Below are 21,595 nucleotides of genomic sequence, written 5' to 3' on the forward strand. Positions count from 1 at the left end.
AAGATAAAAAGTTTGTCAATTTTTCTAGAACGCATGCAGGTGCAAATTTCATGATCTCAACCTATTCTTATTGAACAAAAAATCAGTCGATCTCGCAAGTAAAGAGTTTGTAAAGACGTCTCATGAAAAAAAGATGAATGCCTCTAAGTCATCTGCTACAAGCATCTGTTCTCCGATTTCGTATATATAAGAGAAGGCAGGAGAGAGTGAGGGATAAGAGTGGGACGATCCTATGTTGCGATTGGAGATTCCTTAACAGTTGGAGTGGGGGCACGTTTATTTGGTGGAGGCTTCGCAGAGCGGTATCAGTGGATGCTTGAAAAAAAGACACATACGCCAGTCGAGCTGTCTGTATTTGCAAAGTCAGGGTTAACAACAGATCAGATTTTACAGCTGTTCAAACGATCTGATGTGAGGCGTGCTATTGCAGCAGCTGACATCATCACCATCACAGGCTGTGGGAATGACCTTGTTCAAGCGATTCAGCAGTATGAAAAGGGTGAAGATGAAAAGAAATTGCTGCAAGCGACGCTGCATTGCCAAGCGAATTTCAGCAAAATGATTCAAGAAATCGCTCAGATCAAAAGAGGGCAGAAGCAGCCCTATTGCGTGTATCTCATGAATTTATATAATCCTTTTCCGCAAATACCTATAGCCGGGCGGTGGCTTGAGCAATACAATCATCAGCTTCGCTCGCTTGCTGCAAATCCGCATGTAGAGGTTGTGGATGTGTACCGGGCGTTTGAAGGACATGAAAATGAGTACTTATCGATTGATCAATTTCATCCGAACCATAAAGGATATGAAGCAATGGCAAAAGCATTGTTTCAACAATCCTGTAAACAGCTGTAATCCATTGGGATTGCAGTTTTTTTCATCCTTTTAAATGAAGGAGGGTTTCGATATGATAAAAGAAACGAAAGCGAAAGAGGTGTGCAGGCATGGAGGAAATCAGTGCATATTTTCAAGAAATGACAGGAACGGCTTATGAAGTGGGAAAGCAGCAGGCTGTCTGGATGAAGAAAAAGCAATGGCTACAGACACAATACATTCGAACAGAACCGCTTGCAAAAGAGGCTGTAAAAGAAACGAAGCAGCTGATGCGCCCTTATCTTCCTCAGTTAGAAGAAGAGATTGCTGGATTTTGTGATGAACTGCAATTAGATGAGCGCTATTTGACCTTTTTCTATTCATCTCATCTACAGCCAGGCTGTTCCCACTGCGTGAGGCAGGGGAATATGGCGGCAGGTCAACAAACGGTCATGCTGCGTAACTATGATTTCTCTCCGATATTTGATGATATGCGTCTTGTGACGACACATGTGAAGGGCTTGGCATATCATACAGGCTCTTCGCTGCTCTTGTTTGGCAGATCTGATGGGATGAATGAGCATGGTCTTTCTGTCACATTCTCTGCTTGTGGTCCGCCGGTTGGAAATGAACCCGGTTTAAAGCCTCCAGCAGTTGCCGGCTTGCAAGTGTATCATGTGATTCGATCTGTTTTGGAAAACTGTAGAACGGTTGAGGAAGCCATTCGCTCTATTCAGGAAATGCCCGTTGCCTCAAATGTTCACCTCATGCTTGCCGATCGAAAAGGAGAAGCGGCTGTGATTGAAATCATTGATGGCCGTAAAATGGTGAGAAGACCGGAGGAAGGTTATATTGCAGCCACAAATCATCCAATTGCTGATCAAACAGCAAAAGGGGTGACGAAACATCATTCTGTTGTCAGATATGACATGCTAATAGAGGCATTAAAAGATCAACAAACAAGTGATTCTCTTGTTAAGCTGTTTCAGACAGAATATCCTGATGGTCTGGCTGTGCACAATTATGAGGAGCTGTTTGGAACAATGCGAACCGTCATCTTCCGTCCGGAAGAAGGAACGATGGATTATTGCTTTGGCTCTCCAATATACAATCCGACGTATTCTTTAAAAGCTGGGGGTTCACTGCCTTTTCATGAACAAAAGGTTCAATTTCATCAAAAGGATTATGGACCGTCATTTTGGAGAAATGTATGATCAGACGTTGTATTTAATTTTGTCACAGCTGATGTGCCAAAGTCAGATCAACTTAAGATTGCATTTTTTGTTGAAAGCGTTTTATATTAGGGTACGACAATAGACCTATTTTTGCAGAAGGAGGCATTTCATGTACATAACGGCACGAGAACAAAAGATCATCAAATACATCATTCAGCAAAATCGTTATGTCACGATTCGTGAGATAGCCGATTCTGTTCAGGTGAGTACAAGAACGATTCATAGAGAACTAAAATCGATTAAACCCATATTAAAGAATTATGATCTTTCACTAGATAAACAGCCGGGGAAAGGCTTGAAGGCAGTCGGTGAACAGGAGGATAAACAGCGGCTTCTTGCTCATATGTCAAATGAGGATCAAATTGAATATAGCTCTGATGAACGGAAGCTCTTAATATTATGTGCGCTCCTTGAAGCAAAGGAACCGGTGAAATTATATACACTCGCTTCCGATTTGCAGGTCACAAATGCGACGATCAGCTATGACTTAGATGAACTGACGGAGTGGATCGCGCCATACGGTTTGCAGCTGATCCGAAAACGCGGGTATGGCATTGAATTAAAAGGACCGGAGGAAGCAAAACGAAAGATTGTCGGCAACCTCATTGTCGACCGGCTCGATATTCAATTATTTTTAGAAACGATTGAAATGAATATCAAGCAACGAACGAAAGCGACGGAAAAAGTGTTTGGCGTTGTCAGCAGAGGGCAGCTGCTCAAGGTAGAAAGACTTCTCTTTCATTTGAAAAATCGACTGTCACTCTCTTTATCTGATAGTGCCTATATTGCGCTTGTCGTTCACTTAACCTATGCTATCGAACGGATTCAGCTTGGCGAAACCATTCGAATGGAAGAGGAAGAGCTGCTTGAACTAAAGCGGACGAAAGAATTTGAATCATCACTGCGAATCGCAAGAGCACTTGAACGCATGTTTAATGTCGAAATCCCTGAAGCAGAGGTTGGATATATGACCATCCATCTGCGCAGTGCAAACCGCAGCTTTGGGGCAGAATACCGTATTGATGAAATCGAGCTGGATATCGCGATTAGAACGAAGAAGCTCATTGATTTTATTTCAAATAAAACTGGCTATCATTTAAATGAGAATGATTCATTGTATGAGGGACTCGTGTCTCATCTTGAACCTGCCATGAACCGTTTAAAGGAAAAGATGAGAATCTACAATCCACTTACACAACAAATTAAAAAGGACTACTTTTTACTTTTCATGGCGATTGAAGAAGGAGTCGAACGTTTCTTTCCAGAGATCGAATTTCCAGAGGATGAAATCGCCTTTATTGTGCTTCACTTTGGCTCAGTGCTTGAGATCAAAAAAGAAGAAACGAACATTCATGCATTGGTCGTGTGCTCAAGCGGGATCGGTTCCTCTAAAATGCTCGCATCTCGGTTAAAAAAAGAATTGCCAGAGATCGCCGAATTCGATCTGTCTTCCTTGATGGAGCTAAAAGAAATCGATGCATCAAGCTATGACATGATTGTCTCGACCGTCCCTATCCCATATGAGCATATCGATTACATCATGGTCAGTCCGCTCTTAAACGAGGATGATGCTATGCGTGTGAAGGCTCATATTAAACGAAAGATCCCTTATATGATTGAGAAAAAAAGGATGAAAGAAGCTGCCAAAGAAGCGGTACAAGAATCCGTTAATATGATGGCGGTTGCAGAGCGGGTGACGAATTACATGTCTGTGATTCGCAGCATCTTGTCCCATTTCACCATCGACAATAGAAAGGCGATGCCGCAGCATGAGGCAACAATCAGTCAGCTGCTTCGTCAGCTTGAAGAGGAAGGATTTATCACACATGCGGATGAGGTAGCAAGTGGTTTACTAGAACGTGAACAGCAAGGTGGTTTAGGGATTCCTGGTACAGAATTTGCTCTTTTTCATTTAAAGCATACGTTCATCAAGGAACCCATCTTTCATATTTATGATCTTGATCAGGCATACGAGGTCAAAAGCATGGACGGCGGGCAGCAGCAGATGTCACGAATGCTCATGATGCTGGCGCCGCTAGAGCTAGGCAAGGAAGGGTCAGAAATGTTTAGTCTGATCAGTTCATCCATCATTGAAAGTGAGGAAAGCATGACGCTTTATGGTCATGGATCAGAGGGAGACATTGAACAGAAATTACATCAGTTGTTCTATCAATTTGTCAAAGAGGCAAAGTGGTAAGAAAAAAGCCGAGAGCTTATTCGCTTCTCGGCTTTTCGGCTGTGACACAGACAGCAAGCGTTGGACGAATTTCCTCATACTCAACAGAAAAATGGTCAAACCCCGCAAACTGTAAATCATTCAATATGTTTTCACCCATCTCTTTTGTCCGGCTCGCATCAGCACCTTTTTCTCTTGGCTGCATCACAATGACGAGTTTTCCGCCGGGTTTCAACGTGTGATAAAGGTTGAGTAGGCCAGTCTTTGGATCATCCCAAATCGTAAAGTTGTTCACAGACAGTACTTTGTTATACTGCTCTCCCGGCAAACGTGTTTTCTCGATTTTTCCTACATACAGCCGGACTTGTTTGTCTTTTGACCGTTTGCTGACGCGGGATTTTGCTTGCTCCTGCATGGTGGAGGAAGCATCTAGTCCATCTATATGGAGACCTTCATAATGCTTAAGCATATGCTTGATGCTGTAGCCGGGTCCATAGCCGATTTCCAAAATGTTTTCACCATCTGACAAATCTAAATGCTGGATCGCCCACTGATTCAGTGCTTTATTTTCATTTGCCATAATGAAGCCTGCAATGCTTCCGAGCCAGCCTTTTGGTTTGCTAAAGGTTTTCGAAATGGTTGACAGCATGTGAGAACGCTCCTTTTTAATGATCATGTAACCGATTTTATCCATCTTGAAACATGCCGTTTTTCAAAACGCATCTATGCCACATAAGGATGTTTGAGTGAAAAAATGAGGTGGTAATGAAAGGATACATCAACAAATCAAGGAGGAGCTTACACATGGATTTACGTGAATATTTAACAAATGGCATTCCGCGCCAAACACAGGATCAGCAGCCAGGCAGTGAAAGGGAAATGAATCCTGCGCCGATCTTTGAGGATGAATCATATCAAGGGTCTGGCAAGCTCAAAGGGAAAGTCGCACTGATTACAGGCGGAGATAGTGGAATTGGACGTGCTGTATCTGTTGCCTATGCAAAAGAAGGGGCACACGTCGCCATTGTGTACTTAAATGAACATGAGGATGCAAAGGATACGCAAAAGCGCGTAGAACAGGAAGGCGTCAAATGTTTAACGATTGCAGGAGATGTCGGTGACGAAGCCTTTTGCGAGAAAGCGGTAGAAAAAACAGTTGAAGCCTTTGGGCAATTAGATATTTTAGTGAATAATGCGGCTGAACAGCATCCGAAAGAACGGATTCAGGATATATCTAGTGAACAGCTTCACCAAACCTTTAGAACCAACTTCTATTCCTATTTTTATTTTACAAAGAAAGCACTGGATTACTTAAAACCAGGAAGTACAATTATTAATACAACATCCATTAACCCATATCGAGGCAACAAAGTGCTGATTGATTATACGGCGACAAAAGGCGCCATCAATGGCTTTACGCGTTCTATGGCTCAGTCGCTTGTGAAGGATGGGATTCGGGTGAACGGAGTAGCGCCAGGTCCAATTTGGACGCCGCTCATTCCATCTACATTTGATGAGGATCGTGTGGAAAGCTTCGGGGCAGAAACCCCAATGGGAAGACCAGGACAGCCTGTAGAACATGTCGGCTGCTATGTGCTGCTTGCTTCTGACGAATCGTCTTATATGACAGGACAAACACTTCACGTCAACGGCGGTTCCTTTATGAATACATGATCAATAGCGCACCGCCCACCTGATTGGGCGGTGTGTTTAGTATTTCTTGCGATTTTTCTGCACAGATGAGACAGACCATACGATAATGCCCACAACAACTGCCGCAATGACAAGTGAACTTAAATGGAACATCGTTTCATGATGCATGTTCAACTTCTCCCTTCATTGAGCCTGTTTTCTATAGCATCAGCCAGAAGATCTCTTTTTATGAAAAACACATTTCTTTGTTTAATGAATGGATTGTCGTGGAAACCTAAGAGTACGGATGAAATTTGAAGGAGTGAAACGATATGTCACAAGAAGAATTAAAACAAAAGGTACTCAATCTATTAGATGAACAAAAGGTCGGAACACTGGCGACCGTTGAACAGGATAAGCCGCATACCCGCTACATGACTTTTTTCCATGAGGGACTGACATTATATACACCAACGAGCAAAGAAACACATAAAGCAGACGAAATTGAAAAAAACCCGAATGTCCATATTCTCATTGGTTATTCAGGTGAAGGATTCGGTGACACGTATGCAGAAATCGCAGGTACCGCCACATTAACCGATGATCCAGAACTGATCGACCGCCTTTGGTCTGAGGAGATGGAGAAATGGTTTAAAGGAAAAGATGATCCGAACCTAGTGATTCTGAAGATTGATCCAACATCTATTCGTTACATGAATGAAGGAAACCGTACTCCAGCTGAATTATCACTTTAACACTTGCATAAGATGGGGGGATGTGTTATAGTTTTATATTAAGTGTTGAAATAAGCAAATAAATAAAGAAAGTAAACTTTCTTTTTTCTATGACATAATGAGAAGCAATAGAGCTTCTACTAGATAAGAACGAGACGCTGTCAAAGCGAACAAACTTATTCTTTTCCTTCTGCACCCGCCCCCTATAAAAGCGGAAGAGTGGAAAAAAGACGTTTTGATTTACAATTCACACTGGCACGGCTTCGGAGCCGTAAGGACGAATGAGAGGTAGGGCTTTCGTTGTCTTGTTATCCAGAACTTCCATGGCGTTTACTTTCAAACGTAGGTTCACTCGGAACACATATGACACACTGATATGATCGAATCTTAATTCATACACTCCGTAACGGAGATCACACATTGATTATTTATTTGCATGAAAAAAGCAAGAAAAAGGCTGCCATCTATTTGGCAGCCTTTTTCATTGGATTCATTTCATGATCACTCACTTCTTCCTTTCTTCTGATAACGCCAAATCTTCTGAATAAAAAAGAACATCACCGCAAACAAAATAGAAAAAATGAACATGTCCAAGAGTGTCACGCCTCTATTTGGGTGCACAATGCCAAACCAAACCAATTGCAGAACAAAAGAGATAGCAAAATAACTAATGGATTCTTTCATGATTTTCCCCCTTTCATTTATTTTTTTGACCTTTTAGCCATAACAGCCAAATGAAGAAGGAACCGATGATACATGATAGTAAAGTGATGGGCGGCAAGGTATGCCAGCTAGTCAGCCCCTTTACAAAACACATATAAAAAAAGAAAATGGAAATGGATACGAGCACCCATTGCTTGAACCAACGGGGAACACGCAGCCAAGCCGCTAGAATGATCGATGATAGCTTACTCATTGTGATAACATCCTTTTTTTCGAATCTAATTGGATTTTATCGCAAACAACCAAGTTTGTAAAATATGGAACTTAAAGGCTGAAAGGGTATTCTTCTAGCATGAAACATTCTCGCTGCACTGACGTATAAGATAAAGGAACCTCATGAAAGGAAGCGATCAAGTGAAAAGAATACCAGTGATTTTCCTCAGATATATTGTCTTCTTTATTCCAGCGATCATTCTTAGTGTCTTGGTGTGGAACCATTACCAAGATGATTTGTCAGCAGGGAAAGTGACGGAATATGACGTCAAACGAATGTTTACATTTGATGAAGGAAAACGAGTGGTGAGTGCTGTATCAAAAGACCAGCAGCTCCATTTTGAAATGTATGATCCTCAATCAGGAAAAAGAATCAGTGAATGGACGACAGCAAGCGATTCGTTTAATGAAATGCTGCCATCCATTCAAGGTAACAATCTCTTACTTGCTTTAAAAAATAAAGACGGGCAGCTGTTGATCGAGAAACTAACGCCAAGCGGAGAAAAGAAAGAGCTCGTTAAGCAAAATCTACAGATACCCTCGTTTTTAAAAACGAATACATATCAATGGAATGGACGGCTTGTGTTTACAGGAGAAATGGAAGGCGCCGCTGCAGTCCTTGGTGAGCTAAAGGATGGTCAGTTTCATGTGCACAATCTAAGCGAGCTAAAGCTGCCAGCAAGGCCAGTCTCTATGGATGTTGTCATGAATTCCTTTAGAGGACAGACGCCTATTCCTATATTTGAATTGACTTTGAAAAATGACCAGAAGGCATATGTCAGCGGAGTCTCAAACGATAAGAATCAGCTTGGGGTCTATGTCTCCAAAAACGCTGAACCGTTTAGCCTCATTGAAGATAAAGTGGAGCAACAGCTGGAAAAAACGATCGGAACATCCCAAAACTTTGCAGTCGCTGTCGAATCTAACTATCCAAAAAGACCAAGGAAAGTGAATGCAGAGGGAAGGCTTGGGGAAGTCGTCCCAACACCAAAACCGATTTATCAAACCCTTATCTACCAGCTTAATGAGGAAGAAGTTCTTCTTGCAGGCTCTACAGCAAAGGACGAAGCAAAAGGCAAGCTGACTGGTTATATTTATAACCACCGCACCAATAAGACAACGTCCGTCAGCAAGCTTTTGCAGTCGTTTTCATATGAAACGTTACAAAGAGAAGGACTCTCTTTCAATAAAAATGTGAAAAGCGATTGGATCTATTATTCAATCGACAATCAATTAACGGGTGCATTTGAGACGAAGAGCAAAGAGCTAAAGGAATTTCCTTTGAAAAAAATGATCTCAATCGAAAACGCCAGTCCTGCTCACCAAACGTCTGTAGACACCTTTATGCAATATGTCATGAAAGGCGGACCACTCATTCTCAACTGGGCGATATGGCTCTTTATCCCACTGCTGTTATTTGTGCTAGCGATCTTCCTGCCACCGATTTTGAGACTGGTGAGAAAGAACAAGATAAAAGACAGTGTCACATTAGAAGCCAATATTGTATCTGTCAAAGAAACGGGTACCTACATCAACGAACAGCCGCTTGTCAAAATGCAGCTGCAATTTCAATATGATGGGGAAAATATCGAGAAGGCAGTTAAAACGGTTGTATCCTACACCCAAATACCGCAGCCGGGTCAGCGTATCGCCATTCTCTACAATCCGAAGAAGAAAAAGGCGATGCTCTTAAAAGAGGGGGACTTCTCACAGACAAGTGAGCCAAAGTTCATCAAAGGCGCTGTTTTAAGAAATATAGAATCATATGGAACCGTAGGACGAGGCACGGTCTTATCGCTTACATTTGAAGCAGATCAGAAAAGGTATACCATTCCGATGATTCAAGCCGCTGGTTTTGAATTTAGAACAGGAGAAAAAGCCGACCTCGTCGACATTAGCGGTCAGTTGAAAATGGCAGCCTATGGCCATGAAGTGCGGAATCGATCGGGGAAAGACGTGACATTAACAGGAACCATCCAGCGGGTGAAGCAATATCCAGTCACGATTCATGGTCAGAAGCCGATCATGCTAGATGTGACGGTTTCTAGCGGAGATCAGTCCATCACAAAAACGGTCAGTCAATTCATCCCTGATCATATGGAGGTCGCGCCAGGAACTCAAATCACGATGCAGACAAAACAAGAAGAGCTGGATAAAGAAATCAGTCTCATGCAAGAGAAACAAGGAAGTGCAAAAGTGACCCATGTCGCATTTGCTGGTGTCATCGGCAACCAGCCGCTAGCGATCATTCAGATTGAGCGAGATGGCATGATGTATGAAGTGAAACAGCCAATCGATCCAATCACTAGCGTACTGCCGGGTGATGAATTATGGGTGGCATATCTCGAAATGACACGTCAAGCAGCCATAGTGAAATATGCATCGATTTAAAAAATACTTCAGCGTGTAGACAAACCCTCGCATTCGGTGTCAGTCCTGCGTGCTGGTGCTCACGAATGTCAAATTCGCTCCGCAAAAGTAACCGCCCTTCCTAGGGCTGCAAAGGTTTTCTATCACGCTGAAAAGGAGAAAAAGGGCTAAAACGAATTTCGTTTTAGCCCTTTTTGATTAAGCTTTTGTATCATACTGGCGGAGCACCTTATCATAGGCGAAGTTGCCGAAAGGAATGAACGCCGCAAAAAAACCAGCGATCGACCATTTTAAATGCCAGCGAACTTTAAAGGTCACATATGCCAAAATCAGCATATAGATGACAAACAATGCGCCATGAAGAGAGCCTACAATGGTGACTGCCATCGGAATATCCGCAAAATATTTCAGAGGCATGGCAATTAAAAGAAGGGTTAAAAGAGACATACCCTCAATAAAACCCGCCTTTCGAAGACGGCTAATACTTGTATGCATAAACAAATCCTCCTGTATAAAAGCTAGTTTCTCATCTTCTAATATAAACGAAAGATCGTCTGGACATGCTAAAATCTACGAAAAATTCAAAATATGTTCATGTAATGCTTAAAAAATGGGAAAAAGGAAAAATCACTTAATCCGTGTTTGTTTCAGAGAGTACTTGCTTTAAGTGCATCACATCATGTAACAAATGATTCGTCATTGCTTGGACGGCTTCTGTGGAGCGGCGCTCTTTCATTTCAGAATAAATGGCAGCATGCTCTGTTTGAATCGTCTCAGCACGCGCCCCGCCGCTAAAATGAAAGATGCGGCAAAAATGAATGAGTGCATTCACATGATTCAATTGTTTACATAAGCGGTGATTGTGACTCGCTAGAATGATTTTTTGATGAAAGGCTTCATGTAACTGGACGATGTCTTTAGATGGCAGCTGCTGTTTGATTGCTTCGTCTGCCTGCGTGAGGACATGCCTAATTTCCTCCAGCTCTCTTTGCGAGGCTTCCTTGCATACAAGCTCAACAGCAAGCGTTTCTAGGGCGATCCGAATTTGATAAAGCTCCTCGACATCTTTTTCCGTTAACGTATAGACAGAGTAGCCCGACCGATGATCAGCGATCAAGAGCTCATCTTTTTCTAAAAGTCTCATTGCCTCTCTCACTGGTGATCGGCTTACACCAAATTGTTTGGCAAGCTGTGTCTCATTGATGCGTTCCCCCGGCTGAAACTGTCCATCAAATATCATTTGCTTCAGCTGTTCATAAAATTGCATATGGTATGGTGCTGGTCTTTCCATCTCGAATGAATTCATCCTGTCATTCCCTCATTTACACATCTTCTTTTGTCTCATGTTATCCAAGTTTTTCCCTCTAGGCAAGCCTGCATCGGAAAAGTCAATATCGTACAATTCAAGAGAAAAAGGGTGTGCTACACTGATGATCAGTTCAGTGAAAGAGGGGATCGACATGAAAACACAAGAGGAACGAACGGTACATTTTGATCAGGACTTGCAAATAGAGGCGTATCGCTTTCATGGCATCATGCAAAAGTTCCCGAATCATTTTCATACATACTATGTGATTGGATTTATTGAGGATGGTCAAAGAAGTTTGATTTGCCAAAATAAAGAATACATCATTGAAAAGGGAGACATTCTTCTTTTCAATCCATATGACAATCATGCATGCGAGCAGATTGATCACAGTACACTAGATTATCGTTGTTTAAATATTGAAGCAGATGTGATAGAGAAGATGTTTCAGCACAAGCCGCATTTTAAAGCTCCTGTGTTTTCACAAAGTGAACTGACAAAGCCGTTATATGATCTTCATCAAATGATGACAGAAGAAGCCCCAGCTTTGAATAAACAGGAAACGTTCTATTTCTTTATGAAGCAGCTGATTGAAGCCTACGCTGATACATCAGAGGAAAAAGCGTCAGTAGTACATGCCGCCGAACAAAAAGTCCAAGACGTACAGCAATATATTGAAACACACCTTACGGAAAATATATCGTTAGACGACTTAGGAGAGCTTGTCTCCATGAATAAATACTCACTTCTGCGTGCTTTTACAAAGTACAGAGGGATCACGCCGTATCGTTATTTACAAACAGTGAGAGTGAATTATGCGAAGGAGCTTCTCGCCAAAGGAGTGAAGCCTGTAGATGCGGCAGTCTCCACCGGTTTTTCTGATCAAAGTCATTTGAGTCATTTCTTTTCAGAATTTATTGGGCTCACACCAGGGCAATATCAGCAAATTTTCACAAAGCAGGTAACAGCAGATGAAAAATAAACAGCTTCTTGGTCATCTAGCGGCCATGTTCACCATTTTTCTATGGGGATCAACCTTTATCTCAACCAAAATATTGTTAACGGCTTTTTCTCCAACAGAAATATTATTTTTTCGCTTTTTTATTGGATATCTCGCTCTGATGATGATCTATCCGGTCACTATGAAGGTGCAGCGTAAAAAGCATGAATTGATGTTTGCGCTCGCAGGTTTATGTGGTGTGGTCTTATACTATTTTTTAGAAAATGTCGCACTCACCTATACGTTTGCTTCGAATGCAGGTGTCATCAGCTCAGTTGTACCATTCTTCTCATTTTTATTGGCTTATTTTTTATTGAAAGATGAGCCTTTGCATCGCCGGTTTTTCATAGGCTTTTTCATCGCGATGACAGGAATTGTCCTGATTAGCTTTAATGGAATGACGACGTTCCAATTGAATCCAATCGGTGATGCGCTAGCATTAACGGCGACCATTGTCTGGGCCTTCTATTCTATTTTATCGAAAATCATCAATCAATATGGATACCATATCATTCAAGTGACGAGACGTGTCTTTTTTTACGGCTTACTCTGGATGCTTCCCCTGATCTGGCACTTTAAAATTCGTATAGACTGGGGGCGATTGACGAACCCGTCGTTTGCCTTTCACTTATTGTTTTTAGGCCTGTTCGCATCTGCTATTTGTTTTCTCACATGGAGTTTTTCAGTGAAAACGCTCGGTGTGGTGAAAGCGAGTGTGTATATTTATGGCGTTCCTATTATTACGATGGTCATTTCAATGATCGTTCTTCATGAGAGATTGACCCTCATGTCTGTACTTGGAACGGCACTGACCTTAGGCGGACTGCTGCTTTCAGATAAAAAAGGTACGAAGAGGAAGAAGGAGAAACCCTCGATGCTTTTGCAGGATAAACAGGCGCTTTGATCAAAAAAGCGCCTTTATCCATTGAAAGAACATGCACTCTCTAGTAAACTCAAACTTAAACGGTCGACGGTCGACCGACAATAAAGGGGGAGAAATAAATGAAGCATGTTTCAATTGCGGCGATACCAGGTGACGGGGTTGGGAAGGAAGTTGTACCTGAAGCCATACGAGTATTGAAAGCGGTATCAGAAGTGCATGGCGGTCTGTCTTTTACCTTTCAGGATTTTCCGTGGAGCTGTGAATATTATTTAGAGCATGGCGAGATGATGCCAAAGGATGGATTACATCAATTGAAAGCCTTTGACAGCATTTTCTTAGGGGCTGTCGGAGATGCCAATTTAGTGCCGGATCACGTATCACTTTGGGGACTGCTTATTAAGATTAGGCGGGAATTTGAACAGGTGATAAACATCAGACCTGCAAAACAGCTTAGCGGCATTCGCTCACCGCTTGCTCAGCCAAAGGATTTCGATCTTCTAGTTGTCAGAGAAAACGGTGAAGGTGAATATAGTGAAATTGGAGGCCGTATGTATCAAGGGGAAGATCAGCTTGCTGTTCAAAATGCAGTGTTCTCAAGAAAAGGGACAGAGCGTGCGATGCGTTTTGCCTTTCAATTAGCAGAAAAAAGGCGAAAGCATGTGACGAGTGCAACCAAATCGAATGGGATCGTTCATACCATGCCTTTTTGGGATGAAGTGTTTCAAGACGTAGCAAAGGATTATCCAGAGGTGACAGCAGACTCGCAGCACATTGACGCGCTCTCAGCCTTCTTTGTAACAAGACCAGAAAAATTCGATGTGATTGTGGCCAGTAATTTGTTTGGTGATATTTTGACAGACCTTGGGGCCGCCATTATGGGAAGTATTGGCGTAGCGCCTGCCGCCAACATTAATGTAAATGGTAAATACCCATCCATGTTTGAGCCTGTACACGGATCAGCTCCAGACATTGCGGGAAAAGGAATCGCCAACCCAATCGGTCAAATCTGGACCGCTAAACTCATGCTGGATCATTTCGGAGAGGAAGAACTGGGCACACATCTGCTCGAAACCATCGAATCAGTCACAGCAGATGGCTTTTTAACGGCAGACATCGGTGGCGCCTATCAAACGCAAGAAGTCACAAACGAAATCATCACACGATTGAAGAAATAATCCGTCATTAGAACCGCATCTCCACGTCTGCTATAATAAAAGGATGGATAGAAGAAAGAGATGTGAAATCTAGTGTCAAAAACAGTTGTATTAGCAGAGAAACCTTCGGTCGGACGTGATCTTGCACGTGTGCTGAAGTGTCATAAAAAAGGAAATGGCTTTTTAGAAGGAGATCAATACATTGTGACGTGGGCGCTTGGCCATTTGGTCACACTGGCTGATCCAGAAGGCTACGGAAAAGAATTTCAATCCTGGCGTTTAGAGGATTTACCAATCATTCCCGAACCGCTTAAGCTTGTGGTGATGAAAAAGACAGGAAAACAATTCCAATCAGTGAAAGCGCAGCTTGCGAGGAAAGATGTCAAAGACATTGTCATCGCAACAGATGCTGGACGTGAAGGGGAGCTTGTCGCTCGATGGATTCTTGAAAAAGCGCATGTGAAAAAGCCTTTGAAACGATTATGGATCTCATCTGTCACGGACAAAGCCATTCAAGAAGGCTTCAAACGATTAAAAGACGGCAAAGAATACGATAACCTGTATCGCTCAGCCGTTGCACGTGCAGAAGCAGACTGGATTGTCGGCATCAACGCAACAAGAGCGCTGACAACGAAGTTCAATGCACAGCTTTCCTGCGGACGGGTGCAAACACCAACGATCGCCATGATCGCCAAACGAGAAGAAGACATTCAGCAATTTCAGCCGAAGCCGTTCTATGGATTGACTGCACAAGTAGATGGACTGACTTTGACATGGCAGGATGCCAAAACAAAGCAAAATCGGACATTCCAAGAGAGTGTGATCAAAGAGCGCTTGGCAGCCTGCGAAGGAAAACCAGCAGTGGTTGATGCGTTGAAAAAAACAGCAAAAAAAGCTTTTGCACCGGGACTGTACGATCTGACTGAATTGCAGCGTGATGCACATAAACGCTATGGTTTTTCAGCCAAAGAAACATTATCTACGCTTCAGCGATTGTATGAGCAGCATAAGCTCGTAACATATCCACGTACAGATTCACGATTTATTTCAGCGGATATCGTTCCTACATTAAAAGATCGTTTAAAAGGAATGAACGTCAGACCGTACGCCCAGCATGTGAACCGGATTTTACAATCAGGTGTGAAAGCGCACAAAGGCTTCGTCAATGATGCCAAAGTGTCAGATCACCATGCGATTATTCCAACCGAGGAAGAGCTGTACCCAGGAGTATTAAGCGATAAAGAGCGTAAATTATATGACCTCATTGCCAAACGTTTCCTTGCGGTACTCATGAATCCTTTCGAGTATGAGGAAACAACGGTCATCACCAAAATAGGCAGTGAAACGTTCACAGCAAAAGGGAAAACCGTGCAAGCAGCTGGCTGGAAAGCCGTGTACGATGACTCATATGAAGAAGAGGAATCAGCCGAGGCAGATCAACATTTGCCGCTGCTTTCAGAAGGACAGTCACTAGATGTACGACAGCTGAAAGAGACAAGAGGAGAAACGAAGCCTCCTGCACGTTTTAATGAAGCGACCCTATTATCTGCTATGGAAAACCCAGCGGCATTTATGCAGAACGAGGAAAAGGAATTAGTGAAAACCCTTGGTGAAACAGGTGGTCTAGGGACAGTAGCAACAAGAGCGGATATTATTGAAAAGCTGTTCAATAGCTTCTTAATCGAGAAAAAGGGCAAAGACATTTTCATCACATCCAAAGGGAAGCAGCTGCTCTCGTTAGTGCCTGAGGACTTAAAGTCCCCTGCGTTAACAGCGGAATGGGAACAAAAGCTTTCTAAAATCGCCAAAGGGCAATTGAAGGCTTCTCAATTCATGAGTGAAATGAAGTCATATGCCAAACAAGCCGTATCTGAAATCAAACAGACGAACCAGACCTTTAAGCATGACAATGTCACTGGCACCCATTGTCCAGACTGCGGTAAACTCATGCTGAAAGTGAATGGAAAACATGGCACGATGCTCGTTTGCCAGGACCGAGAATGCGGCCATCGTAAAAATGTGGCGAAGAAAACAAACGCACGCTGCCCGAACTGTCATAAAAAGCTCGAGCTGCGCGGAGAAGGCGATGGCAAAATCTTTGCTTGTGTATGCGGCCATAGAGAAAAACTGTCTGTCTTCGAAAAACGCAAATCTCAATCCAATCAAAAGAAAGCCAGTAAGCACGATGTGTCTAAATATATGAAGAAACAAAAGAAAGTGGAAGAACCAATTAATAACGCACTAGCTGAACAATTAAAGAAGTTAAAATTAGATCAATAGTTCTATAAAAACCCGTGCGGAAACGCATGGGTTTTTCAGTATTATTAAGTATATAGACATATTGTTTTTCTGAAAATGGGAATAAATATGCGAAAAGGCTCGTAATTTGGCATAAAATATTCATTTAAATTTAAACAAAAACGCTCTATAATAAATCGTTAGATGCTTAGAGAACGCGGAATTGAAAGGGGACACGAATGCATACACGCATATATCGTACAGCAATTGTTTTACTCATTGTCATTCTACTAGGCGGATGTACCTGGGAACAGCAGAAAGAATCAGCTGATCCAGTATCATCTCAGCCCGTTTTGCCTGGAGAATATTTTATCACTCACCACTTAATGACAGATCAAGGCTTAATTCGCACCTCTTTTGCAGAGCAGCACATCTACTTATCTGAATCACTTGGACTTTGGATGGATTATCTTGTTCGAAAAAAAGATCAAAATTCATTTGACCAACAATTTGATGTTCTGCAAGATCAATTTTTACTAGACCATCATCTTCTCAGCTGGCAAATTGAATCCGATCAAAAAAATAAGGCCAATGCTTTAGTCGATGATTTACGTGTAGTGACGGCACTTCAAAAGGCAAATCATTTGTGGAAGAAGTCAGCGTATCAAACGACAGCAAAAGAAATCGCTCAAGCGTTAAAAGAAAAAAACATGTTCAAAGGCATATTGTCCGATTATTATGATGCATCAACCAATCGAACTTCACATACAATCACACTCTCATATATAGACCCAAAAGCAATCAAAGAATTGGAATCCCTCCAAATATTCACGAAACAAATGACCAGTAACCAATTAGCCATTCTAAAACAAGCATCGAGAAAAAAAGGATTCTTTCCTAAATCCTATGACATAAAGAAAAAAACCTATTCATTCGATCAAGAAATCAATATGATCGATCAACTTTATACAGCTTTACATGCATATCATGCAAAGGTGAATACGTCCGAGATCATGAAATGGCTTAAAACGTCGTTTAAACAAGAAGGCAAACTGTACGGAAGATACAAACTGAGCACATTGAAGCCATCTGTCACATATGAATCGCCTTCGGTATATGCACTCGTCATTTTGTATGCCCTTAAACAAAACGAGCTGAAATTCGCAAAGACTGTCTATCACCGCATGAAAGAATTACAAACTCAAGATCCTCTCAAGCCTTATTACGGAGGATACATGAACGAAAAAGAGACACACTCATTTGATAACTTATTGCCTTTAATTGCAGAAAGGGAGCTTCTAAATGAATCGGTTGTTCAGTAACACGTATCGCTTGTACTATTCTCTGCTCCTCACGTTTGCAGGCCTTATTTTGTTTATGGGCTACCTTAACGTACAAGATGCGGAGAGCTTTATGATCATCGCACTGACATTTGTCGTGTTAGGCTGTGGTATTTTATTTGGTATCCTACCAGCATTAATTTTCACCTTACTGTTTTTGTTCTTTATAGGAAGCGTCATGTTCTTTACAGAGCTTGGTCATGAAAATTCCCTTTTTTCAAATCAAACATTGCAAGATGTAGTAATTTGGGGCGTAGCACTTCTTTTTTTCGCTATTTCAGCGGGAAGCTTGCATGAACGGATCAATACGCTGCGTCACACCATTGAACAACAAAAGCAGGCCATCAAACAATTTGTGGCGATTGACTCGACAACAGGATTTGACAATGCTGAGCGGATGAAGCTCGAATTATCCGAGGAAATGAAACGGGCAGAACGGTACAAACAGCCATTTGTCTTTATCCTTCTTCATATGAATTACGCAGCGGAATTCAAATCGTTATATGGAGAAAAAGAAATGCAGCATCTATTTCAACAATTAAGTCTCAAGATACGCGAAAGCGTAAGAGAAACCGATAAGAAATTTCGGTTATCTGAAGAACGAATGGGCTTGCTGCTAACCCATACACCAGAAGAAAATGTGTCAGTTGTCCTTGATAAGCTAAAGGATAAACTGCAAACGCATGTCCTATTAAACGGTCGTGAAGTGACCTTGACATTTCATGTCTGTCATTTAACAAGCAGCTCGGATTATCGTACGCCAGAGCAGTTTTTAGAAGAACTAGAAAAAGAGATGATGATGAATGAACTTTAATTCTTTGATGAAATGTTGTTTGATGATCACGCTTTTTTCGATTCTTTCGTTTAAACACATGGCTTCAGCCGATGCGCTCGTCACGCAGCCAAAAACACTGATCGTTTATTCCACACCATCGGGGGAAGTGACTCCAGCCGTTCATATGCTGGATCTACTCGCCAGTCATTTTTCAAAACAGACGACGATTGTATCTGATGAACATTTGGCTGAAAAGAGGATGAATGAATTTCAGCAAGTCATTTATCTTGGAGAAATAAAGAGAACCCTGTCAAAACAAACCATTCGTGCGATGAACGAATCACAGCAATTCATCGCCATTGGATACAATGCGGAACAGCTTCGCCCATTCTCCAAGCTTACTTTTCACAAACAAGATCATATCAGTCGATTGAAACATACACATGATCAGACATACCGTCAGCTAGAGAGAAGGATCAATGTGTTAACGGTTCGAGGGTCAGACTTGGAAAATGAATTTCTAGTGAAGAAACGTCAATCTGATCTGCCATTTGTGACTCAGACAAAAGAAGGTACGGCATATATCGGTATCTTAGATGTCGTGCAACACAACAAGCTTCTTGCAGAAGTGCTAGAAAAATACATGCCATCTTCTGTGCAAATGAAGACAAAATACTTAATGCTCGGGAACATCAGTCCAGCAAGTGACGAGAAGAAGCTACTAGAACTTGGACAATACGTATCCGCACAGCATATTCCTTATCAAATTGCAGTGACCCCTGTTTGGATAGATCGAGCAACAGGTGATGAAGTCACACTGAGCGACCGCCTGAAGCTCGTGAATGTGTTAAAACAATTGCAAGAAAATGGAGCGAGTATCATTCTTCATGGCTTTAGCCGTACGTATCGAACGGAGGAATCTGGTCAGGGATTTGAGTTCTGGGATGCAAAATATGATCAGCCCATCACGACAAATGATCCAAAAAATGCAGAGAAGAAACAAAGTAAAAGCCAATTCCCAAATGAAAAAGACTTTCATACGTATACCAAATTGAATCAGCAGCAAGAAGTCGCCTATACAGAAGAAAAACTGACAAAGGGTATTGAGCTTCTTGCTAGGCAAGGCTTATATCCTCTTGCGTTCGAGGTGCCGCATGATGCGATATCACAAAAAGGTTATGAAGTAATTTCAAAGCATGTGTCCAGTCTATTTGGACAGGTGCAGCTGTCAGACCGCACTTGGAAAACAGCCGGTGCATCGCCGCTCGTGACGTCTCCTGCCATGTTACACGGCATGACCTTATATCCTCAGCAGCAAGTTGAGCAAGTGTCTGACAAAGAAGGTTCAAATGTTTTAACTGAACAGACGATTCAATCCGTGCAGCATCTGCAATCAGCCGCAATCGGGCTGTCCTATGACGTGGAGTTAGGGATAGCAGGGTTACAGGATTTGATCACACAGATGGAGGCAATCCCTTCTAGCGAATGGCTGGATGTAAAGAAAACAAAACAGACGGTCCAAACTGCACATGTAAAAATCCAAACATCTGGGAATGGACATATTCAAGTAGAGGAATCCAACATCGCCGAAACAAAAACAGTCAAACGAAGTGGCATGGAAAATATGCTGAGAATTCTCACGGTCGTGGTCATGCTGTTTATTGCGGCATTTGCTTTATACACATTGTATTTAAGACTGACAATGAAAAAACGAATTTTTAAGGAGAGAAAATTAGGTGGCTGATGTCTTATTTTATCTTTCATTAATGCTCATTTGGATCATGCTTCTATACCACATGTTTCTCATGCAGGGCGGCTTTCAGCATTACCTCACCTATGAAAAAGTGCTGCCTAAATGGACAAAACAAGGGAAAGAGCTGCCGACCGTCAGTATCCTGATTCCTGCTCATAATGAAGAGGTCGTCATTCGGCAGACATTAAAAGCGATGGTTCAGCTATCTTATCCTAAACACCTCCTTGAAATCATTGTGATTAATGACAATTCTTCTGATCGCACAGGAGAGATTGTGCAATCATTCAGTGAGCAATATGATCATGTCCATATGATTGAAACGAAGCCGCCATTTGCAGGGAAGGGAAAATCCACTGCACTGAATGAAGGTTTGAAGGCTTCAACAGGAGAAGTGATTTGCGTATACGACGCAGATAACATGCCTGAACCAAAGGCTGTCTATCATTTGGTTCTTGGATTATTAAATGACCCAAAAGCAGGCGCTGTTGTCGGGAAATTCAGGGTGATCAATGCAACCAAAAATTTGCTGACCAAATTTATTAATATTGAGACCATCTGTTTCCAATGGATGGCGCAGGGCGGGAGATGGAAATGGTTTGGTATTGCAACAATACCAGGTACCAACTTCGCCATCCGCCGGCACATTTTAGAAGAGCTCGGCGGCTGGGATGTCCAAGCTTTGGCCGAGGACACCGAATTAACGATCCGTGTGTATAACCTGGGATATGTGATTCGATTTTTTCCAGCTGCGCTCACATGGGAACAAGAGCCTGAGACATGGAAGGTCTGGTGGCGGCAAAGAACGCGCTGGGCTAGAGGGAATCAATATGTTGTCCTTAAATTTTTAAGGCAGTTTATGAAGCTGAAACGAAAACGAATGGTTTTCGATTTGTTTTATTTCTTCTTTACGTATTTCTTATTTTTCTTCGGCGTTCTGCTCTCAAATGGCATCTTTATTGTAAACCTATTTGTTGATCTTCATTTATCTGTAGGGGCTGTCGCACTAATCCTTTGGGGATTAGCCTTCTTCCTCTTTCTAACAGAAGTGATGATTACATTAAGTATTGAGAAAACAGAGCTCACCAAACAAAATATTCTCATTGTGGTCCTCATGTACTTCACCTATTCTCAAGTATGGATTGCGCTTGTCGTGTACTCCTTATGTGTAGAGGTGAAGAGCCGATTATTGAAACAAGAAGTGAAATGGTACAAAACAGAGCGTTACGATCAACAACAAAAGAAAAGCGGGTGAC

Annotated in this window: 19 protein-coding genes; 14 read left to right on the forward strand and 5 right to left on the reverse strand. The window is 42.1% G+C overall.

All coding sequences use genetic code 11. The features are described 5' to 3' along the window. Positions 1–219 precede the first annotated feature (219 nt). The 3 genes from MHH54_RS02335 (at position 220) to MHH54_RS02345 (ending at position 4,242) form a co-directional block, all read left to right on the forward strand. Positions 220–852, forward strand: a complete 633-nt coding sequence (locus MHH54_RS02335; RefSeq protein ID WP_253621848.1) for a GDSL-type esterase/lipase family protein — start codon at positions 220–222, stop codon at positions 850–852. 89 nt (positions 853–941) lie between these two features. Continuing rightward, a complete protein-coding gene (locus MHH54_RS02340) occupies positions 942–2,024 on the forward strand; it encodes a C45 family peptidase (RefSeq protein WP_342500630.1) in 1,083 nt (360 codons plus the stop codon). Between the two features lie 130 nt (positions 2,025–2,154). Further along, the gene (locus MHH54_RS02345) at positions 2,155–4,242 is read left to right on the forward strand and encodes a BglG family transcription antiterminator (protein ID WP_106029582.1); all 2,088 of its coding nucleotides are present in this window, start codon (positions 2,155–2,157) and stop codon (positions 4,240–4,242) included. Between the two features lie 16 nt (positions 4,243–4,258). Here MHH54_RS02345 and MHH54_RS02350 read toward each other — a convergent pair whose 3' ends face one another. Continuing rightward, complete coding sequence (locus tag MHH54_RS02350) at positions 4,259–4,870, reverse strand: class I SAM-dependent methyltransferase (protein WP_342500631.1); 612 nt, start codon at positions 4,868–4,870, stop codon at positions 4,259–4,261. A 155-nt stretch (positions 4,871–5,025) separates the two neighbouring features. On the opposite strand from MHH54_RS02350, the gene MHH54_RS02355 reads away from it, so the two are divergent. Both MHH54_RS02355 and MHH54_RS02360 read left to right on the forward strand, forming a co-directional pair. Next, positions 5,026–5,895 (forward strand): SDR family oxidoreductase, encoded by an 870-nt coding sequence (locus tag MHH54_RS02355; RefSeq protein ID WP_003214206.1) that lies wholly within the window; start codon positions 5,026–5,028, stop codon positions 5,893–5,895. 290 nt (positions 5,896–6,185) lie between these two features. Then, on the forward strand, positions 6,186–6,608 hold the full coding sequence (locus MHH54_RS02360; RefSeq protein ID WP_003213986.1) for a pyridoxamine 5'-phosphate oxidase family protein: 423 nt from the start codon (positions 6,186–6,188) through the stop codon (positions 6,606–6,608). Positions 6,609–7,088: 480 nt separating this feature from the next. Here the strand turns inward: MHH54_RS02360 and MHH54_RS02365 are convergent, their stop codons facing one another. Both MHH54_RS02365 and MHH54_RS02370 read right to left on the reverse strand, forming a co-directional pair. Continuing rightward, positions 7,089–7,271 carry a hypothetical protein gene (locus tag MHH54_RS02365; protein ID WP_003214089.1) on the reverse strand — a complete coding sequence of 61 codons (183 nt, stop codon included), beginning with the start codon at positions 7,269–7,271 and terminating at the stop codon, positions 7,089–7,091. 13 nt (positions 7,272–7,284) lie between these two features. Then, complete coding sequence (locus MHH54_RS02370; RefSeq protein WP_003214476.1) at positions 7,285–7,503, reverse strand: hypothetical protein; 219 nt, start codon at positions 7,501–7,503, stop codon at positions 7,285–7,287. 161 nt (positions 7,504–7,664) lie between these two features. Here MHH54_RS02370 and MHH54_RS02375 point away from each other — a divergent pair, with 161 nt between their 5' ends. After that, a complete protein-coding gene (locus MHH54_RS02375; RefSeq protein ID WP_342500632.1) occupies positions 7,665–9,914 on the forward strand; it encodes a hypothetical protein in 2,250 nt (749 codons plus the stop codon). A gap of 177 nt (positions 9,915–10,091) precedes the next feature. On the opposite strand, the gene MHH54_RS02380 is transcribed toward MHH54_RS02375, so the two are convergent. After that, on the reverse strand, positions 10,092–10,388 hold the full coding sequence (locus tag MHH54_RS02380; RefSeq protein ID WP_003214125.1) for a DUF3817 domain-containing protein: 297 nt from the start codon (positions 10,386–10,388) through the stop codon (positions 10,092–10,094). A 136-nt stretch (positions 10,389–10,524) separates the two neighbouring features. Further along, positions 10,525–11,199 (reverse strand): GntR family transcriptional regulator, encoded by a 675-nt coding sequence (locus MHH54_RS02385; RefSeq protein ID WP_342500633.1) that lies wholly within the window; start codon positions 11,197–11,199, stop codon positions 10,525–10,527. 154 nt (positions 11,200–11,353) lie between these two features. On the opposite strand from MHH54_RS02385, the gene MHH54_RS02390 reads away from it, so the two are divergent. The 8 genes from MHH54_RS02390 (at position 11,354) to MHH54_RS02425 (ending at position 21,594) form a co-directional block, all read left to right on the forward strand. Then, positions 11,354–12,181 carry an AraC family transcriptional regulator gene (locus MHH54_RS02390; protein ID WP_034620221.1) on the forward strand — a complete coding sequence of 276 codons (828 nt, stop codon included), beginning with the start codon at positions 11,354–11,356 and terminating at the stop codon, positions 12,179–12,181. Next, positions 12,171–13,103 carry a DMT family transporter gene (locus MHH54_RS02395; RefSeq protein ID WP_342500634.1) on the forward strand — a complete coding sequence of 311 codons (933 nt, stop codon included), beginning with the start codon at positions 12,171–12,173 and terminating at the stop codon, positions 13,101–13,103. The genes MHH54_RS02390 and MHH54_RS02395 overlap by 11 nt, the downstream gene beginning before the upstream one ends. Positions 13,104–13,201: 98 nt before the next feature. Next, positions 13,202–14,257, forward strand: a complete 1,056-nt coding sequence (locus MHH54_RS02400; protein ID WP_268493235.1) for a tartrate dehydrogenase — start codon at positions 13,202–13,204, stop codon at positions 14,255–14,257. A gap of 72 nt (positions 14,258–14,329) precedes the next feature. Then, positions 14,330–16,516 carry a DNA topoisomerase III gene (locus MHH54_RS02405; RefSeq protein ID WP_106033009.1) on the forward strand — a complete coding sequence of 729 codons (2,187 nt, stop codon included), beginning with the start codon at positions 14,330–14,332 and terminating at the stop codon, positions 16,514–16,516. Positions 16,517–16,713: 197 nt separating this feature from the next. Continuing rightward, positions 16,714–17,796, forward strand: a complete 1,083-nt coding sequence (locus MHH54_RS02410) for a glycosyl hydrolase family 8 (protein WP_106036112.1) — start codon at positions 16,714–16,716, stop codon at positions 17,794–17,796. Continuing rightward, on the forward strand, positions 17,777–18,628 hold the full coding sequence (locus MHH54_RS02415) for a GGDEF domain-containing protein (RefSeq protein WP_034620220.1): 852 nt from the start codon (positions 17,777–17,779) through the stop codon (positions 18,626–18,628). Before MHH54_RS02410 ends, MHH54_RS02415 begins: the two co-directional genes overlap by 20 nt. After that, the gene (locus MHH54_RS02420; RefSeq protein WP_342500635.1) at positions 18,618–20,333 is read left to right on the forward strand and encodes a DUF2334 domain-containing protein; all 1,716 of its coding nucleotides are present in this window, start codon (positions 18,618–18,620) and stop codon (positions 20,331–20,333) included. The genes MHH54_RS02415 and MHH54_RS02420 overlap by 11 nt, the downstream gene beginning before the upstream one ends. Then, positions 20,326–21,594: a glycosyltransferase gene (locus tag MHH54_RS02425; RefSeq protein WP_003214370.1), complete on the forward strand. Its 1,269-nt coding sequence runs from the start codon at positions 20,326–20,328 to the stop codon at positions 21,592–21,594. The genes MHH54_RS02420 and MHH54_RS02425 overlap by 8 nt, the downstream gene beginning before the upstream one ends. The last annotated feature ends 1 nt before the right edge of the window (position 21,595 follow it).

Source organism: Bacillus sp. FSL K6-4563, assembly GCF_038630405.1.
GTDB lineage: Bacteria > Bacillota > Bacilli > Bacillales > Bacillaceae > Bacillus > Bacillus pumilus.

Bases quoted from the DNA above. Each gene is read 5' to 3' on its own strand.
- MHH54_RS02420 (WP_342500635.1), top strand. From the start codon at position 18,618: ATGAACTTTAATTCTTTGATGAAATGTTGTTTGATGATCACGCTTTTT.
- MHH54_RS02355 (WP_003214206.1), top strand. From the start codon at position 5,026: ATGGATTTACGTGAATATTTAACAAATGGCATTCCGCGCCAAACACAG.
- MHH54_RS02395 (WP_342500634.1), top strand. From the start codon at position 12,171: ATGAAAAATAAACAGCTTCTTGGTCATCTAGCGGCCATGTTCACCATT.
- MHH54_RS02390 (WP_034620221.1), top strand. From the start codon at position 11,354: ATGAAAACACAAGAGGAACGAACGGTACATTTTGATCAGGACTTGCAA.
- MHH54_RS02385 (WP_342500633.1), bottom strand. From the start codon at position 11,199: ATGAATTCATTCGAGATGGAAAGACCAGCACCATACCATATGCAATTT.
- MHH54_RS02365 (WP_003214089.1), bottom strand. From the start codon at position 7,271: ATGAAAGAATCCATTAGTTATTTTGCTATCTCTTTTGTTCTGCAATTG.
- MHH54_RS02410 (WP_106036112.1), top strand. From the start codon at position 16,714: ATGCATACACGCATATATCGTACAGCAATTGTTTTACTCATTGTCATT.
- MHH54_RS02415 (WP_034620220.1), top strand. From the start codon at position 17,777: ATGAATCGGTTGTTCAGTAACACGTATCGCTTGTACTATTCTCTGCTC.
- MHH54_RS02370 (WP_003214476.1), bottom strand. From the start codon at position 7,503: ATGAGTAAGCTATCATCGATCATTCTAGCGGCTTGGCTGCGTGTTCCC.
- MHH54_RS02400 (WP_268493235.1), top strand. From the start codon at position 13,202: ATGAAGCATGTTTCAATTGCGGCGATACCAGGTGACGGGGTTGGGAAG.
- MHH54_RS02350 (WP_342500631.1), bottom strand. From the start codon at position 4,870: ATGCTGTCAACCATTTCGAAAACCTTTAGCAAACCAAAAGGCTGGCTC.
- MHH54_RS02345 (WP_106029582.1), top strand. From the start codon at position 2,155: ATGTACATAACGGCACGAGAACAAAAGATCATCAAATACATCATTCAG.
- MHH54_RS02340 (WP_342500630.1), top strand. From the start codon at position 942: ATGGAGGAAATCAGTGCATATTTTCAAGAAATGACAGGAACGGCTTAT.
- MHH54_RS02380 (WP_003214125.1), bottom strand. From the start codon at position 10,388: ATGCATACAAGTATTAGCCGTCTTCGAAAGGCGGGTTTTATTGAGGGT.
- MHH54_RS02360 (WP_003213986.1), top strand. From the start codon at position 6,186: ATGTCACAAGAAGAATTAAAACAAAAGGTACTCAATCTATTAGATGAA.